Annotated in this window: 13 protein-coding genes; 10 read left to right on the top strand and 3 right to left on the bottom strand. The window is 72.8% G+C overall.

Going from position 1 to position 16,077, the window contains the following annotated elements; genetic code table 11:
• Positions 1 to 111 precede the first annotated feature (111 nt).
• The 6 genes from rsmH to mraY all read left to right on the top strand — a co-directional run bounded on the left by rsmH (position 112) and on the right by mraY (position 8,567).
• Entirely contained in the window at positions 112 to 1,062 is a 951-nt protein-coding gene (gene rsmH, locus ABH926_RS20800) for a 16S rRNA (cytosine(1402)-N(4))-methyltransferase RsmH (RefSeq protein ID WP_370367343.1), read from the top strand.
• Between the two features lie 2 nt (positions 1,063 to 1,064).
• A complete protein-coding gene (locus ABH926_RS20795) occupies positions 1,065 to 1,874 on the top strand; it encodes a hypothetical protein (protein WP_370367342.1) in 810 nt (269 codons plus the stop codon).
• A gap of 42 nt (positions 1,875 to 1,916) precedes the next feature.
• Positions 1,917 to 4,133, top strand: a complete 2,217-nt coding sequence (locus tag ABH926_RS20790; RefSeq protein WP_370367341.1) for a peptidoglycan D,D-transpeptidase FtsI family protein — start codon at positions 1,917 to 1,919, stop codon at positions 4,131 to 4,133.
• A gap of 92 nt (positions 4,134 to 4,225) precedes the next feature.
• Positions 4,226 to 5,854: a UDP-N-acetylmuramoyl-L-alanyl-D-glutamate--2,6-diaminopimelate ligase gene (locus ABH926_RS20785; protein ID WP_370367340.1), complete on the top strand. Its 1,629-nt coding sequence runs from the start codon at positions 4,226 to 4,228 to the stop codon at positions 5,852 to 5,854.
• Positions 5,851 to 7,425 (top strand): UDP-N-acetylmuramoyl-tripeptide--D-alanyl-D-alanine ligase, encoded by a 1,575-nt coding sequence (gene murF, locus ABH926_RS20780; protein ID WP_370367339.1) that lies wholly within the window; start codon positions 5,851 to 5,853, stop codon positions 7,423 to 7,425. Before ABH926_RS20785 ends, murF begins: the two co-directional genes overlap by 4 nt.
• 71 nt (positions 7,426 to 7,496) lie before the next feature.
• Entirely contained in the window at positions 7,497 to 8,567 is a 1,071-nt protein-coding gene (gene mraY / locus ABH926_RS20775) for a phospho-N-acetylmuramoyl-pentapeptide-transferase (RefSeq protein ID WP_370367401.1), read from the top strand.
• A gap of 112 nt (positions 8,568 to 8,679) precedes the next feature.
• Here the strand turns inward: mraY and ABH926_RS20770 are convergent, their stop codons facing one another.
• Positions 8,680 to 9,855, bottom strand: coding sequence for a glycerate kinase (locus tag ABH926_RS20770; RefSeq protein WP_370367338.1), 1,176 nt, complete (start codon positions 9,853 to 9,855; stop codon positions 8,680 to 8,682).
• 130 nt (positions 9,856 to 9,985) lie between these two features.
• On the opposite strand from ABH926_RS20770, the gene nadA reads away from it, so the two are divergent.
• Positions 9,986 to 11,179 carry a quinolinate synthase NadA gene (gene nadA / locus ABH926_RS20765; protein WP_370367337.1) on the top strand — a complete coding sequence of 398 codons (1,194 nt, stop codon included), beginning with the start codon at positions 9,986 to 9,988 and terminating at the stop codon, positions 11,177 to 11,179.
• A gap of 63 nt (positions 11,180 to 11,242) precedes the next feature.
• On the opposite strand, the gene ABH926_RS20760 is transcribed toward nadA, so the two are convergent.
• The gene (locus tag ABH926_RS20760) at positions 11,243 to 11,848 is read right to left on the bottom strand and encodes a TetR family transcriptional regulator (protein WP_370367336.1); all 606 of its coding nucleotides are present in this window, start codon (positions 11,846 to 11,848) and stop codon (positions 11,243 to 11,245) included.
• Positions 11,849 to 11,928: 80 nt separating this feature from the next.
• Between ABH926_RS20760 and ABH926_RS20755 the strand changes: the two genes are divergently transcribed.
• From ABH926_RS20755 to ABH926_RS20745, 3 genes are all read left to right on the top strand, one after another.
• Positions 11,929 to 12,894 (top strand): hypothetical protein, encoded by a 966-nt coding sequence (locus ABH926_RS20755; RefSeq protein WP_370367335.1) that lies wholly within the window; start codon positions 11,929 to 11,931, stop codon positions 12,892 to 12,894.
• A gap of 188 nt (positions 12,895 to 13,082) precedes the next feature.
• Positions 13,083 to 13,448, top strand: coding sequence for an iron-sulfur cluster insertion protein ErpA (gene erpA, locus ABH926_RS20750; protein ID WP_370367334.1), 366 nt, complete (start codon positions 13,083 to 13,085; stop codon positions 13,446 to 13,448).
• Between the two features lie 189 nt (positions 13,449 to 13,637).
• Positions 13,638 to 14,627 carry a carbohydrate kinase family protein gene (locus ABH926_RS20745; RefSeq protein WP_370367333.1) on the top strand — a complete coding sequence of 330 codons (990 nt, stop codon included), beginning with the start codon at positions 13,638 to 13,640 and terminating at the stop codon, positions 14,625 to 14,627.
• Positions 14,628 to 14,655: 28 nt separating this feature from the next.
• Here ABH926_RS20745 and ABH926_RS20740 read toward each other — a convergent pair whose 3' ends face one another.
• Positions 14,656 to 15,885: a cysteine desulfurase family protein gene (locus ABH926_RS20740; protein ID WP_370367332.1), complete on the bottom strand. Its 1,230-nt coding sequence runs from the start codon at positions 15,883 to 15,885 to the stop codon at positions 14,656 to 14,658.
• Between the last annotated feature and the right edge of the window lie 192 nt (positions 15,886 to 16,077).

Raw genomic sequence — 16,077 nt, 5'->3', positions numbered from 1 at the left:
CGGCCTTGACGGGCGGGGACCAGAAGGCGCGCGGCGTGCTCCGGTTCTGCGGTCCGCTCGATACCGTGGGCCCGAACCACAAGGCAGACTCCGAAGGCGGAACCACCACCGATGACAAGCGCGACGCACATCCCGGTCATGCTCGAACGCTGTGTCGAGATCCTCGGCCCGGCCCTTGAGCGGCCCGGGGCGGTCGTGCTCGACGCCACTTTGGGCCTCGGCGGGCACAGCGAGGCGTTCCTCCAGCGCTTCCCGCAGGCGCGGCTGATCGGCCTGGACCGCGACCCGCAGGCCCTGGAGGCCTCCGGCCGGCGCCTGGCGCCCTTCGGCGAGCGCGCCATGCTGGTGCACGCGGTGTACGACGAGATCCCGGAGGTGCTCGAGCGGCTCGGCGTCGACGAGTTGTCCGGGACGTTGTTCGACCTCGGAGTCTCCTCGCTCCAGCTGGACATGCGCGAGCGCGGGTTCGCGTACAGCTACGACGCGCCGCTGGACATGCGCATGGACTCCTCGCGCGGCATCACGGCGGCGGAGATCGTGAACACGTATCCGGCCGCTGACATCGCCCGCATCCTGCGCGACTACGGCGAGGAGCGCTTCGCGCGCCGCATCGCCGACAACATCGTGGCCGAGCGCGAACGGGAACCGTTCACGACCACGGCGCGTCTGTCCGATCTGGTACGGGACTCGATCCCGGCGGCCACCCGGCGCACCGGAGGCCACCCGGCCAAGCGCACCTTCCAGGCTCTGCGCATCGCGGTGAACGACGAACTGCCGGTGCTGGAGCGGGCGCTGCCGGCGGCGGTCGCGGCCACCGGACTCGGCGGGCGGATCGCGGTGCTGTCGTACCACTCGCTGGAGGACCGGCTGGTCAAGCGGGTGTTCGCGAAGGCCTCGGAGTCGGCGGCCCCGCCCGGGCTGCCGGTGGTGCCGGAGCAGTACCAGCCGAAGTTCAGGCTGCTGACGCGGGGCGCCGAGCCGCCGACCGAGGCCGAGATCGCGGAGAACCCGCGGGCCGCCTCGGCGAAGCTGCGGGCCGCCGAGCGCGTGAGGGAGGGGTAGCGATGGGGTCTTCGGGCGGCGGGGACGGCGGCCGGGCGGGTCGGGCCGGCGGTGACACGGGGGCCGGGGCTGGGGCGAGCGGCCCGGGGAGCGAGAACGCCTCCGGCGAGCGCGCGGGTGGCGGTGCCGCCGGCCGCTTAGGCGGGCTTCGCGGCGAAGGACCTGGTGGCGGTTCTGGCGGTTCTGGCGGACCTGGCGGTTCTGACGGATCCGGCGGGCCCGGAGGCCCCGGCCGCACCATCTCGCCGCGCCTGGTGGTCCTGGCCGGGCGCAAAGGCACCCCGTCGCTGCTGCCGTTCGTGGCCGTGCTGTTGGTGCTCGGCGCGGTCGGGATGCTGGCGCTGCTGCTCCTGAACACCGAGCTGAACAAGGGCGCGTTCACCATCAAGCAGCAGAAGGCCACCGCGACCAAGCTCGAGCAGCGGTCCGAGCAGATCCAGCAGTCGCTGAACGGCCTGGACGATCCCGGCGCACTGGCCTCGCAGGCCTCGCGGATGGGCATGGTGCCGAACCCGAATCCGGCCTTCCTGGCGCCGAACGGTTCGGTCCTCGGCTCGCCCACGCCCGCACCCACGCCGACCTCCGCCGCCCCGACCGCGAATGGGGCGGCTCCCGGTGCCGCGGTCCTGCCGACGACGCCTGCCGCGACCACACCAACGCCTGCCGCGCCGAGCACGCCGAGCACGCCGACTACGCCGACTACGCCGACCCCGAGCGGCCCGGCTGCCAAGCCCGGAGCGGTTCCGGCACCGGCCCAGCAGGCCATCCCGGCGCCGACACCGATCCCCACTCCGACCGGGGCCGGCCGATGATCCTCCAGCCAGCAACCTCCCGAGCAGCAACGGGGAGCACTCATGAGTGACCGCGACCGCCCCGAAGACCCCCGCCCCGGACGTCCGCGCCAGTCCGCCGAGCGCCGCGACCGCCTCAAGCCGCGCCGCCCTGGCGAGGCCAACCGATCCGGCGAGGGCAAGCGAGCCGGTGAGGGCAAGCGAGCCGGTGAGCCCGGCCGCCCTGGCGAGGCCAATCGATCCAGCGGCTCCGGCGAGTCCAGCCGAACCACCGAGCCCGGCCGATCGAGCGAGCCCGGCCGCCCCGGCGACCCGGCCCCGGCCACCCCCGGCCCCGGCCCCGGCACGCGCCCCCGCCCCCGCAAAACCGCGGTCCGCCAACTCCCCCCGCGCCGCTCCGCCGCCGGCGCGGCCTCCGCGCCGGCGCGCCCGCGTCCGCCGGGCCCGCGCACGCCGACCCTGCGGATGGGCTCGCCGCGGCGGCGGCTGCGCGTCACCATGTTCGGCCTGCTGTTCGCGTTCTCCCTGTTCGCCGGCCGTCTCTTCCAGCTCCAGGCCGTCGATGCCGGCGGCTACGCGCAGGCCGCCTCGACCGGGCGCGAGGCCACCGCCGTCCTGCACGCCTCGCGGGGCGCGATACTGGCCGCCGACGGGACGCCGCTGGCCGAGTCCGTCGAGGCCTACGACGTCACCGCCGATCCGACCCTGGTCGCGCGCTACCACGAGGACGTCGACGAGCTCGCCGGCAAGCTGGCCGGGTTGTTCTCGGCCGCGCCGGAGTACGCGCAGGGCGGCGCGCCCAGCGTCGCGGACCTGCAGGCCGCGCTGACCAAGCAGAACACCCGCTACGTCGTGCTGGCGCACAAGGCCTCGCCGGCCACCTGCGCCAAGATCCGGGCGCTGGCGGTGTCCAACACCAGCAACCCGGCCAGCATCGTCGGGGTCTACACCAACTCCCGCGACGACCGCCGCACCTATCCCGGCGGCAGGCTGGCGGCGAACGTCATCGGCTTCACCGACTCCGACGGGGCCGGCAAGGCCGGGATCGAGCAGATGCTGAACGACCGGCTGGCCGGCAAGGACGGCCAGGAGTCCTACCAGGCCGCCTCCGGGGTCGAGATCCCCACCACCGGCGTCAACCTGAAGCCGGCGGTGGACGGGCAGAGTGTGAAGACCACCATCGACCCGGACATCCAGTGGGCCGCCGACCAGGCGCTGGCCCAGGAGGTGCAGAAGACCGGCTCGCTGTCGGGCACCGTCGTGGTGCAGGACGTGAAGTCCGGCCAGATCCTGGCGCTGTCGAACTACCCGACCTTCGACCCGCGCCACCTCACCCAGGCCGATACGCCCAACCTGGGCAACCGTGCGTTCACCGACCCCTTCGAGCCCGGGTCGGTGGCCAAGGTCATCACCATGTCCGCGGCCATCGAGACCGGCGTCGGCGAGCCGGACACCCCGCTGCCGTCCTTCACCTCGCCGAAGTCCGTGGGCGGCGTCTTCTACCACGACGACGTGGACCACGGCCCATGGAGCCTGACCATGACCGGCGTCCTGGCCGCGTCCTCCAACGTCGGCACCATCGAGGTCTCGGACCTGTTCCAGCAGCACGGCGTGGACCGCGACCAGACCATCGCCAAGTACCAGCGGCTGTTCGGCTTCGGCCAGAAGACCGGCATCGGCTTCCCCGGTGAGAGCGCCGGCATCCTGGACCCGCCGAACAAGTGGAGCGACACCGAGCGCAACACGGTGCTCTACGGCCAGGGCCTGGCCGCCACCGCCGTCCAGGACGCCTCGGTCTACCAGACCATCGCCAACGGCGGCGTGCGCATCGCGCCGTCCCTGATCCGGGGCTACACCGACGCCTCCGGCAAGTACACCCCGGCGCCGGCGCCGCAGCGCACGCCGGTGGTCAGCGCCGCGACCGCGACGAAGGTCGCCGACATGCTGGAGGCGGTCACCACCTCCCAGCGCGGCACCGGCACCACGGCCCAGATCCCCGGCTACCGCGTCGCCGGCAAGACCGGTACCGCGAACCGCTACGACGAGAAACGCGGCACCTACAACGGTTACACAGCGTCGTTCATCGGTTTCGCGCCGACCGACAAGCCGCAGATCGTCGTCGCGGTGTCGCTGCAAGCCCCGGTCGGCGCGCACTTCGGCGCCGAGATCGCCGCGCCGGTGTTCACGCAGGTCATGTCGTTCGCGTTGCAGAGCCGCGGCGTCGCGCCGACCGGCACACCGCTGGCGGATCTGCCGACGACGTACGGCTCGGGCAACTGACCAGCCGGTTTGGTCCGCGGGCGCGGCGGACGCGAATATCAGCGAGGAGCTGAACGCACGACCGCGCTCTGCGAACCGGTAGCCTTCCGCACGTGCCCCAACTGACCGTCTCCGCCGATCCGACGATGTATCGGGACCCCATGACCTCCACACCGCGCCCGCATCACCTTCCGCAGCACAGCGTTCGCGCCTGTGCGGAACACGTCGGCGCTTCAGTCGCCGCCACTGCGGCCGCGACCACGGAGGCCCTGGACACGGCGGTCACCGGGCTCTCGCACGACTCGCAGGGCATCCGGCCCGGCGACCTGTACGTCGCCTGGCCGGGCGCGGCCCGGCACGGGGCCGAGTTCGCCGCCGGCGCCGTGGCCGCCGGGGCGGTCGCGGTCGTGACCGACGCTGCCGGCGCCAGTGTGCTCGATGCCGACGGCCTGGCAGTCCCGGTCCTGGTGGCCGAGGACGTGCGGGGCCTGGCCGGCCGGCTGTCGGCGTTCGTCTACGGCGAACCCGCCGCGCGGCTGGCGATGTACGGCGTCACCGGCACCAACGGCAAGACCACCACCAGCTACCTGATCGACGGCGGCCTGCGCCGCGCCGGTTTGAAGACCGGCGTCATCGGGACCGTGCAGATCCTCATCGGCGACGAGGTGGTGCCCTCCGTGCGCACCACTCCGGAAGCCCCGGATCTGCAGGCGATCCTGGCCACCGCCGTGGAGAAGCACGTCGACGCGGTCGCGATGGAGGTCTCCAGCCACGCGCTGGCCTACGGCCGCACCGCCGGGATCCGGTTCAGGGCGGCCGCGTTCCTGAACCTGACGCAGGACCACCTGGACTTCCACGCCGACTTCGAGGACTACTTCGAGGCCAAGGCCAAGCTGTTCACGCCCGGGTACACCGAGCGGGCCGTCGTCGACGTCGACGACGAGCACGGCCGGCGGATCGTCGAGCGCTGCCGGGACAACGGCGTCGAGGTGCACACCTTCAGCATCAAGGGCAACGCCGCCGACTGGAGCGCCGAGGACATCGTGCTCGGCGCCGACGACTCGGCGTTCACCCTGGTCGGCCCGGACGGCGCGCGCCACAAGGCCTCGGCCGGGCTGCCCGGCGACTTCAACGTCGCCAACGCGCTGGCCGCGATCGTGCTGCTGGCGGTGACCGGGATCGACCTGGAGACCGCCATCGCCGGGGTCGGCGACGTGCACGGCGTCCCGGGCCGCATGGAGCGGGTCCAGGTACCGGGCCAGGAGTTCCTGGCGGTCGTCGACTACGCCCACACCCCGGACGCGGTGCAGACCGCGCTGTCCGCGCTGCGGCCGGTGGCCGAGAGCCGCCACGGCCGGCTGCGCGTGGTGGTGGGCTGCGGCGGGGACCGCGACAAGACCAAACGGCCGCTGATGGGCGCCGCCGCCGTGCGGCTCGCCGACGAGGCCGTATTCACCGATGACAACCCGCGTACGGAAAGTTCAGCGGACATTCTCGCGGCCGTCACCGCCGGCGCCGACGCCGAACTGGCCGGTGCCGTCCAGAATTACCGCGTGGTCGCCGACCGGGCCGAGGCGATCGCGTACGCGGTCGCCGCCAGCGGCCCCGGCGACGTGCTGATCGTCGCCGGCAAGGGACATGAGCAGGGGCAGGAGATCGCAGGAGTGAAGAAGCCGTTCGACGACCGGGTGGTGCTGCGCGCCGCTTTGGAAGCGGCCGGAAAGGACCGCAGCGAGCAGTGAGCCCCCATAATCTCGGCTGGATCGCGGACACCGTGGGAGGGACCCTGAGCGGTCCCCCCGGTACCGCTCAGGAGGAGCTCGCAGAGCTCGACGTCACCGGGCCCGTGGTGTTCGACTCACGGGACGCCGCGCCCGGAGCACTGTTCGCAGCCTTCCCCGGCGAAGCCGCCGACGGGCACGATTTCGTCCAGGCGGCCGTGGACCGGGGCGCCGTCGCCGTCCTCGCCGCCCCCGACGAGGCCTACCGCAAGCCGTGGACCGGCCGGGGGAGCGTCCCGACCGTCACCGTCCAGGACGGCGACCTGCTGCGCGCGCTGTCCGCGCTGGCCACCGCGCACCTGGCGGGGCTGCCCCGGACCACCGTCGTGGGCCTGACCGGCTCGGCCGGCAAGACCACCACCAAGGACCTGATCGGCCGGCTGGCCCGCGAACTGGGCCCGACCGTGGCGCCGAAGGGGAGCTTCAACAACGAGCTCGGATTCCCCATCACCGTGCTGCGCACGGACGAGGACACCCGGTACCTGGTCGCCGAGATGGGCGCGCGCGGCATCGGGCACATCAAGCACCTGACGACCATCGCGCCGCCGCGCATCGGCGTCGTGCTCAACGTCGGCAGCGCGCACCTCGGCGAGTTCGGCAGCGTCGAGGCCATCGCCGAGGCGAAGGGCGAGCTGGCCGCCGCCGTGCCGGAGGCCGGGAACTGCAACCCCGACCGGGACGGCGTGGCGATCCTCAACGCCGACGACACCCGGGTGCGGGCCATGGCCGCGCGCACCAAGGGCCGCGTGGTGCTGTTCGGCGAGGCGCCGGACGCCGACGTGCGGGCCGAGGACGTGCGCATCGGCCCGGACGGCCGCGCGAGCTTCACGCTGCTGTACCGCGACGCCGCCGGGCCGCACCGGTTCCCGGTCGCGCTGCGGCTGGTCGGCGAGCACCAGGTGTCCAACGCGCTGGCCGCCGCGGCGACCGGCCTGGAACTGGGCCTGAACGGTGAGAAGGTGGCCGAGGTGCTCTCGGCCGCCGAGCCGGACAGCAAGTGGCGGATGGCGATCGGGGAGTCCGCCGACGGCGTCACCATCGTCAACGACGCCTACAACGCCAACCCGGAGTCGATGCGCGCGGCGCTGAAGACGCTGGCCACCATGGCCCGCGCGCGCCCCGGCGCGCGCTCCTGGGCGGTGCTGGGCACGATGGCCGAACTCGGCGAGAACTCCGCGGTCGAGCACGACGCCGTCGGGCGCCTGGCCGTGCGCCTGAACATCGCCCAGACCGTGGCGGTCGGGGCCGGCGCGGCCGCGATCCACAGCGGGGCCTCGATGGAAGGGTCCTACGACGGGGAGTCGGTGGCGGTGCCCGACGCGGACGCCGCGCTGGCGTTCGTCCGGGCCGGGGTCCGGCCCGGCGACGTGGTGCTGGTCAAGGCCTCGCGGGCGGTCGGGCTCGAAGGGCTGGCCGCGGCCCTGCTGGAACGCGCGGTCGGCGGGGACGGGGACGGGGACGGGGACTTCAGACAAGGTTCCGGGGACGGCGACGCGCCGCAGGCGCGCGGTGCGGGAGGTGACGTCCGGTGAGCGACTTCGCGGCGGCCTGGGCCGGGGTGGGCGCGGTGGTTCCGCACGCCGGTTCCGAAGGCGGCCTGCAGATGCGCGGGGTGCTGTACGCGGCGGGGATCGCGCTGTTCTTCTCGCTGATCGGCACGCCGATGGCGATCAAGACCCTGGCGCGCTACGGCTTCGGCCAGCCGATCCGTGAGGACGGCCCGACCACGCACCAGGCCAAGCGCGGCACGCCGACCATGGGCGGCGTGGTGATCGTGCTGGCCACCCTGCTCGGCTACGGCTTCACCAAGCTGGCCACGATGAAGGTGCCCACCGCCTCCGGGCTGCTGGTGCTGTTCCTGATGGCCGGCATGGGCGTGGTGGGCTTCACCGACGACTTCCTGAAGGTGTTCCGGCAGCGCTCGCTGGGCCTGCGGGCCAAGGCGAAGATGGTCGGGCAGTGGATCGTCGCGATCGCGTTCGCGGTGATGGCCATCCACTTCCCCAACGCGCTGGGCTACACCCCGGGCAACACGCACCTGTCGTTCGTGCGGAACATCTCGGCGGTCGACCTCGGCGCGGTGCTGTTCGTGATCTGGGCCGGCCTGCTCATCGCCGGCACGTCCAACGGCGTGAACCTGACCGACGGTCTGGACGGCCTGGCCACCGGCTCGTGCGTGATGGTGTTCGCCTCGTACGTGCTGATCGGCGTGTGGCAGCACGGCGAGTCGTGCGCGACGCTCGGCACCGGCGTGCAGGGCTGCTACCCGGTCCGAGATCCACTCGACCTGGCGATCGTGGCCGCGGCCGTCATGGGGGCCTGTTTCGGCTTCCTGTGGTGGAACACCTCGCCGGCCAAGATCTACATGGGCGACACCGGCTCCCTGGCCCTCGGCGGCGCCCTGGCCGGCCTGGCGATCTGCTCGCAGACCGAGCTGCTGCTGGCGCTGCTCGGCGGGCTGTTCGTGATCATCACCCTGTCGGTGGTGATCCAGGTCGGCTACTTCAAGATCAGCGGCGGCAAACGGGTGTTCAAGATGGCCCCGCTGCACCACCACTTCGAGCTCGTCGGCTGGGCCGAGGTGACGGTGGTGGTGCGGTTCTGGATCATCTGCGGGCTGTTCGTCGGCCTGGGCCTGGGCGTGTTCTACGCCGGGTGGATCACCGTCAAGTGACCTGTCCGACCACGGGCCCCGCTGCTACGGCAGCGGGGCCTTCGTCGGCGGGGTGTGCCGGCCGGAAGCTCGGCTGCGGCGTGGTGGTCGAGCACGCCGGCAGGCCCAGCTCCTAGCGGTGCGACCAGCTTTTCGCGACCCGCTCGGCCAGGGCCGTCAGGTGGAACTCGGCATGGGCCATGGCCTCCTGCGCCGACCCGGCCTGCTCGGCGACCTCGTACGCGGCCGCGAACCCGGCGGCGGCCAGTTCCCGCTTGCCCACCTCGACGAGCCCGGCCAGGACCAGACAGGGCCGTCCGGACTTCAGCGCGGCCTCGGCGACCCCGGTGGGGACCTTGCCGCCCAGCGAGCTGTGGTCGAAGCGGCCCTCGCCGGTGATCACCAGGTCCGCCCGCGCGATCAGGTCGGCCAGCCCGGTCTCGGCGATGACGGTGCCGATCCCGGCGACGCGGCGGCCGCCCAGGAGCATCAGTCCGTAGCCCAGGCCCCCGCCCGCGCCGGCGCCGGGGGCGTCGAGGGTGCGGCGGACCGCGCCGGGCTCCTGGCCGATGGCGCCGGCGAGCTCGGCGAAGGTCGTGAGCGCGGCGTCCAGGCGCTGGACGTCGTCGTCGGTCGCGCCCTTCTGCGGCCCGAAGACGGCCGCCGCGCCGCGCAGGCCCAGCAGCGGGTTGTCGACGTCGCTGGCGATGACGATCTCGACGCCGGCCAGCCGGCGCCGGGGCGCGGCGAGGTCCAGCGAGTGCAGGCTCTTCAGGGCCCCGCCGCCGGCCCGCAGCACCTCGGCCGGCTCGGCGCCCAGGGCCGCCAGCAGCCCGGCGCCGCCGTCCGTGGTGCAGGTGCCGCCGAGCCCGATGACCAGGCGCTTCGCGCCGTCCTCGAGAGCCGCGGCGATGAGCTCGCCGACGCCGTAGGTGGTTGCCGCCTTGGCGTCGCGCTCGTCGGCCGGCACCAGGTGCAGCCCGCAAGCCTCGGCGACCTCGATGTACGCGGTCGGATGGCCCGGGACGTCCGCCTCGCCGGCCGGGCCGTCCCGCAGCTCGATCAGGTAGCGCGCGGTGACCTCGGCGCCCAGCGGCCCGCTGACCGTGGCCAGCCGCTCCCCGAAGCGCCGCCGGCCCTCGAAGGCGTCGGCCAGCGAGTCCAGGAAGCCGGGCCCGCCGTCCGACATGGGGACGCCGGTCACGGTGTCCTCCGGCGAGGTCCGGAGCCACCCGGCGGCGACGGCCTGCACGGCCTCCGGCGCGGTGAGCGTCCCGGCGAACTTGTCCATGGCGATGACGATGTGCACGCACCGGATGGTAATCGCTTTCCCCCGGCCGGAGTTGTGACGTCCGCCACGGCGCCCGGTCCTCGCTTCTCGTCACACTGACACTAGGGTATGATCTCTTAACGTCAGATAGACGAAAAGGGGTGACGGGATGTCCACAGCGTCCACCGAGGCACCGGCGCCGGCCTTCCAGGAGCCGGCTCCGACGCCGGTCAGCCTGCTCCTGCTGGGCCGCTCCGCCGACCCGCGCAGCGAGCGCGGCGTGGAGTGCCCGGGCGACCTGCCCCCGGCCTCCGACCCCGACCTGGTGGCCCGCGCCGAGGCGGCGAAGGCCAAGCTCGGCGAGCGGCTGTTCGTCCTGGGCCACCACTACCAGCGCGACGAGGTCATCCGGTTCGCCGACGTCACCGGCGACTCCTTCAAGCTGGCCCAGCAGGCCGCGGCCCGCCCCGAGGCGGAGTACATCGTCTTCTGCGGCGTGCACTTCATGGCCGAATCGGCGGACATCCTCACCAGCGCCGACCAGCAGGTGATCCTGCCCGACCTGGCCGCCGGCTGCTCGATGGCCGACATGGCGACCGCCGAACAGGTCGAGCGCTGCTGGGAGCGTCTCCAGGACCTGGGCATAGCCGAGAACGTCGTGCCGGTCTCGTACATGAACTCCTCCGCCGACATCAAGGCCTTCACCGGCCGCCACGGCGGCACGATCTGCACCTCCTCGAACGCCCAGCGGGCCCTGGAATGGGCCTTCGCCAAGGGCACCCAGGTCCTCTTCCTCCCGGACCAGCACCTGGGCCGCAACACCGCGGTGCGCGACATGGGCTTCTCCCTGGACGACTGCGTGGTCTACAACCCGCACCGCCCTGACGGCGGCCTGACGGACGACCAACTCCGCGCGGCGAAGATGATCCTGTGGCGCGGCCACTGCTCGGTCCACGGCCGCTTCACCCCGGAGTGCGTGGACGAGGTCCGCGAGCGCGTCCCCGGCGTGAACGTGCTGGTGCACCCGGAGTGCCGCCACGAAGTGGTCGAGAAGGCCGACTACGTCGGCAGCACCGAGCGCATCATCACCCTGCTGAACGAGGCCGAGCCCGGCAGCGCCTGGGCCATCGGCACGGAGCTGAACCTGGTGAAGCGCCTCGCCGCCGAACACCCGGACAAGCAGATCGTGTTCCTGGACAAGAGCGTCTGCTACTGCTCGACGATGAACCGCATCGACCTCCCGCACCTGGTGTGGGCCCTCGAGGCGCTGGCCGACGGCCGCGTCCCGAACGTGATCGAGGTCGACGAGGACACGGCGCACTACGCGCGCGTGGCGCTGGAGCAGATGCTCGCGCTGCCGTAGGGCGGGGAACGGGGGGAACGGGGGAACAAGCGTGGGGCCGGGCTCTTGAGGGTGAGCCCGGCCTCATTGGTTTTCAGGCTCCAACGCCGCGAACATCCCCCGCGCGGCAGCCGCCACCTCGTCCCGCACCGCCTCGACCTGCTCCCCGGCGCCGATCTTCCGCCGGATCTCGGCGACCACGGCACGGAACGTGCCGGCCAGCGCCCCGGCCAGCAGCCGCGGTAGCGGATCGCTCGGCGGTGCCTCCTCGGCCAGCGCGGCGGCGAGCGCGGCTTCCGAGCGCTCGGCGATCTCGCGGGAGCGGGCCCGCAGCGAAGCGCTCTCGTCGACGATGCGCCAGAAGCCCTCCGCCTCCTTGTTCAGGCCGAAGGTGGGGTCGCCCTCGGCGAGGGCGCGCAGGACGCCGTCGCGGATCGCGGCTGTCGGGGTGGTGCCGTGCGGGCGGGTGCGGACCCAGGTGGCCAGGCGGGTCTCGATCTCGGACTGGCGGTCGAAGAACAGGTCCTCCTTGGTCGGGAAGTAGTTGAAGGCCGTGTTCACCGACACGCCTGCCGCCGCCGCCACTTCCGCGACCGTCACCTGTTCGAAGCCGTGCGCGGTGAACAGGGCCAGGGCGGCGTCGGCCAGGGCGGTCCGGGTTTGCTGCTTCTTCTGCTCGCGGAGTCCCACGGGGGTGATTGTAGTGCGGCACCAAACTTGGTGTCACAGAAAACTTTAAGCGACACCAATATTCGGGATAGGGTCGCGGCATGTCCTTCACCTTCGGCATCTATCCCGGCGGCGCCGTCGGCGGCGACCTCGGCGTCGTCGAACCGGCCCGCGCCGACGACCCCGCCCTGATCAACCGCGCCCTCGACGAGCTGCAGGGCACCCGCCCCGGCTTCCTCGTCCGCGCCTACCTCAACTTCCGCTCGCCGGCCGCCTCCGGCGAGCGGCCCACCCCGGCCGAGCCCGAGCAGCTGCTGGGAGCCGGTGCCCGCCGCCTCGAACTCGTCCTCGGCTTCCGCGACCCGGCCGGCGATGTCGAGAGCTGGCTCGCCTTCGTCCGCGCAGCCATCGACACCTACGGCGACCGGATAGCGCTCCTGCAGATCTGCGAGGAACCCACCGTCGACGCCCCGTACCTCGACGGCTCCACGCCCAACGTCCTCAGCGCCCTCGTCCGCGGCGTCGTCGCGGCCCGTGACCACGCTCGCGACCTGGGCCTCGCCGACCTCGCCGTGGGCTTCAACGCGACTCCGGCGTTCGGTCCCGACCTGTCCTTCTGGCACGATCTCGCGGCGACCGCCGCCAAAGAAGCCCCGGACTTCCACGACGCCCTCGGCTACGTCGGCTTCGACTTCTTCCCCGACGTCTTCCACCCGATCCCCGGGCCCGACCTCGCCCGGGCCGTCGGCCTGGTCCTCACCGACTTCCGGGAGCGCGTCCTGCCGACCGCCGGGATCGGCGCCGACGTCCCCGTGCGCATCGCCGAGAACGGCTGGTCCACCGGCGGCGGCCGCTCCGAGCAGCGCCAGGCCGAGGTGGTCGAGACCGTCCTGGCGACGGTCCTCGGCCTCAGGGAGCGCTTGAACATCACTGGTTACAGCCACTTCTGTCTGCGCGACGCCGATTCCGCTGCCACCGAATCCATCTTCTACGGCTTCGGGCTACTCCATACCGACTACACGCCGAAGCCCGCCTTCGCCGTCTACAAGGCCGCCTGCCGGCGGTAGACGGCAGTAGAAGGCGGTAGAACCGCCCCGACCGGGTATGAGCCCCCGCACAGCCGCGCACTGTCCAGCACCACCGATCCGGGACCTGTGCGACGATGGGGACGGAATAGCTTCCGGCGGCGCGTGGTTCCCCTTGTTGTGCAGGCGCGCTCCACGGGGCGCCGGTGTCCAGAAGAAGGAGTACGCATATGACCGTGCAGACGGAGACCTCGCAGGAGGCGACTGTCGCGCAGGGCATCGTCTTGACCGCCGAGGCGGCCTCCAAGGTGAAGTCCCTGCTGGAGCAGGAGGGCCGCGACGACCTGTCGCTGCGCGTCGCAGTGCAGCCCGGTGGCTGCTCGGGTCTGCGCTACCAGCTCTACTTCGACGACCGCACCCTCGACGGCGACATCGTCGCCGGCTTCGACGGTGTGAACGTCGTCACCGACCGCATGTCCGCGCCGTACCTGGCCGGGGCGACGGTGGACTTCGTCGACACCATCGAGAAGCAGGGCTTCACGATCGACAACCCGAACGCGGGTTCGTCGTGTGCCTGCGGCGACAGCTTCAGCTAAACACGAGACGACCCGCCCGGGCCCGCACGGCACCCTCGAAGGTGTGTGAAGGCCCCGGCGTCGGTTAATACGGTGGGTGGGCCCGTTCGCGGGCCCACCCATTTGCCGTGCCCGCGAGATGCCTCATAGACCCGCCGAGCCGACCTCCCCGCCGAGCCGACCTCCCCGCCGAACAGAATCGAGTCCCCCGTGCGCGTTGCCGTCGCCGGTTCCATCGCGACCGACCACCTGATGAGCTTCCCCGGCCGTTTCGCCGAGCAGCTGGTGGCCGACCAGCTCCACACCGTCTCGCTGTCGTTCCTGGTCGACTCCCTGGAGATCCGCCGCGGCGGCGTGGCCCCGAACATCTGCTTCGGCATGGGCAAGCTGGGCATGCGCCCGATCCTGGTCGGCAGCGCCGGCGAGGACTTCGGCGAGTACCGGTCCTGGCTGGAGCGGAACAACGTCGACTGCGAGTCGGTCCGGATCAGCGAGCTGCTGCACACCGCCCGCTTCGTGTGCACCACCGACGCCGACCACAACCAGATCGCCTCCTTCTACACCGGGGCGATGGCCGAGGCCCGGCTGATCGAGATCGGCCCGGTCGCCGCCCGGGTCGGCGGCCTGGACCTGGTGCTGATCGGCGCCGACGACCCCGAGGCGATGCTCCGGCACACCGAGGAGTGCCGCGAGCGCGGCATCCCGTTCGCCGCCGACCCCTCCCAGCAGCTGGCGCGCATGCCCGCCGAGGACATCAAGCGGCTCGTGGACGGCGCGCGGTACCTGTTCACGAACGAGTACGAGGCCGCGCTGATCGAGCAGAAGACCGGCTGGGACGCCGACGAGATCCTGCGCCGCGTCGGCGCCCGGGTGGTCACGCTCGGCGCGAACGGCGTCCGGATCACCCGCCGGACCGCGGACGGCGAGATCGAGGTGCTGGAGGTCGCCACCCCCAAGGAGGAGGCCAAGGCCGACCCGACCGGCGTCGGCGACGCCTTCCGCGCCGGCTTCATCGCCGGCCTGTCCTGGGGCGCCGGCGAGGAACTGGCGGCCCAGGTCGGCTGCATGCTGGCGACCCTGGTGATCGAGACGATCGGCACCCAGGAGTACGACCTGAGCCGCGGCCGCTTCCTGGAGCGCTTCGCGGTGGCCTACGGCAGCGCCGCCGCCGGCGAGGTGGTCCGGTACCTGGCGGCCTGAGCCGAACGGGCGCGTTCACCCGTCCGGCTCAGCGCAGCTTCTCCAGTACGCGCGGAAGCACGGCGAGGAAGCGGTCCACGTCTTCCTCCGCCGTGCCGAACGGCAGCGAGACCCGCACGTTGCCCCGGTCGGCGGCGCCCATGGCGACCAGCACGTGGCTCGGGGTGACGGTGTCGGACGTGCACGCCGAGCCCGAGGACACCTCGAACCCGGCCTCGTCCAGGTCCAGGACCAGGGCCTCGGCGTTGACCGCCGGGCAGGAGAAGGCGACCAGGTTCGGCAGCCGGTCCGCCGGGTCGCCGAAGACCTCGATGTCCTCGGCCACGCCCGGCAGCGCCCGGCGCAGCCGCTCGGTCATGGCGCGCAGCCGTACCGCCTCGGCCTCCCGTTCCTGCTCCCGGGCCAGCAGCGCCGCGGCGGCCGCCACGATCCCCGGCAGGTTCACCGCCCCGGGCACCCGGCCGTCCTCGTGCTCGTCGACGGCCCACGCCGGGGCGAACCGCGTCCCCTTGCGGACGGCGAGGACCCCGACGCCCGCGGGCCCGCCCCACTTGTGAGACGAAGCACACAGCACCGACCACTCCCGGGGCACCGGCAGCCGGCCGACCACCTGCGCGGCGTCCACCAGCAACGGCACCCCGGCGCCGACGGCGGCGTCGAAGACCGGAGCCAGCGGCTGGACGGTGCCGACCTCGTGGTTGGCGGCCTGCAGGCACGCCAGGGCGGTTCCCGGCACCCGCAGCTCGCGCGCGAAGGCCTCGGGGTCCACGCGGCCGAGCCGGTCCACGCCGACCACCGACACCACGCCGGAAGCGGCCAGGACCTCGGCGATCGTTGGTTCGGTGCCGGTGCCGCCGCTGCCGGTGCCACTGCTGGCAATGCTCCCGCCGCCTTCGCTCCCGCCGCCCCGATCAGCGCCGCCGACCGTCGCGACGTGCAGCTCCGCCGCGTGCAGCACCGCCGAGTGCTCGACCGCTGAGACCACCAGCCGCTGCCCCGTCCGCCGCCGTCCGGCCAGCACCCCGGCGACCCCGTAGTGGATGGCGGCGGTCCCCGAAGGAGTGAAGTACACCTCCCGGGCCCGGCACCCGAGCACCTCGGCGACCGCCGCCCGGGCCTGGTCCAGCAGCATGCGCGCCTGCCGTCCGGCCCGGTACAGCCGGGCCGGGTCGGCCCACCCCTCGTCGAAGGCCGCCAGCAGCGCGGCGCGGGCGGCCGGATGCGGGGGCTCGGCGGAGGCGGCGTCGAAATGAGTCACACCCTTGACGATACGGCGCGTTCCAGCACCCCGATCATCGGATGGACGTCCGTCAGTTCGGCCGGAAGTGTGACCGCCGCACCCCGCCACAAGCGTTAACCGGGACCTGCACGCGGGAGGCAATTGGGGCTGGAGTAGGGTTTGGCCGCGAGAGAGAAGACACCGCCCCTGGCAGGGCCGTGACGTGCGGGC

It is taken from the genome of Catenulispora sp. GP43 (genome assembly GCF_041260665.1).
Taxonomy (GTDB): Bacteria; Actinomycetota; Actinomycetes; order Streptomycetales; family Catenulisporaceae; genus Catenulispora.
Note: the sequence above shows the minus strand (reverse complement) of the source record. Positions and strands in the feature narration are given on the sequence as shown.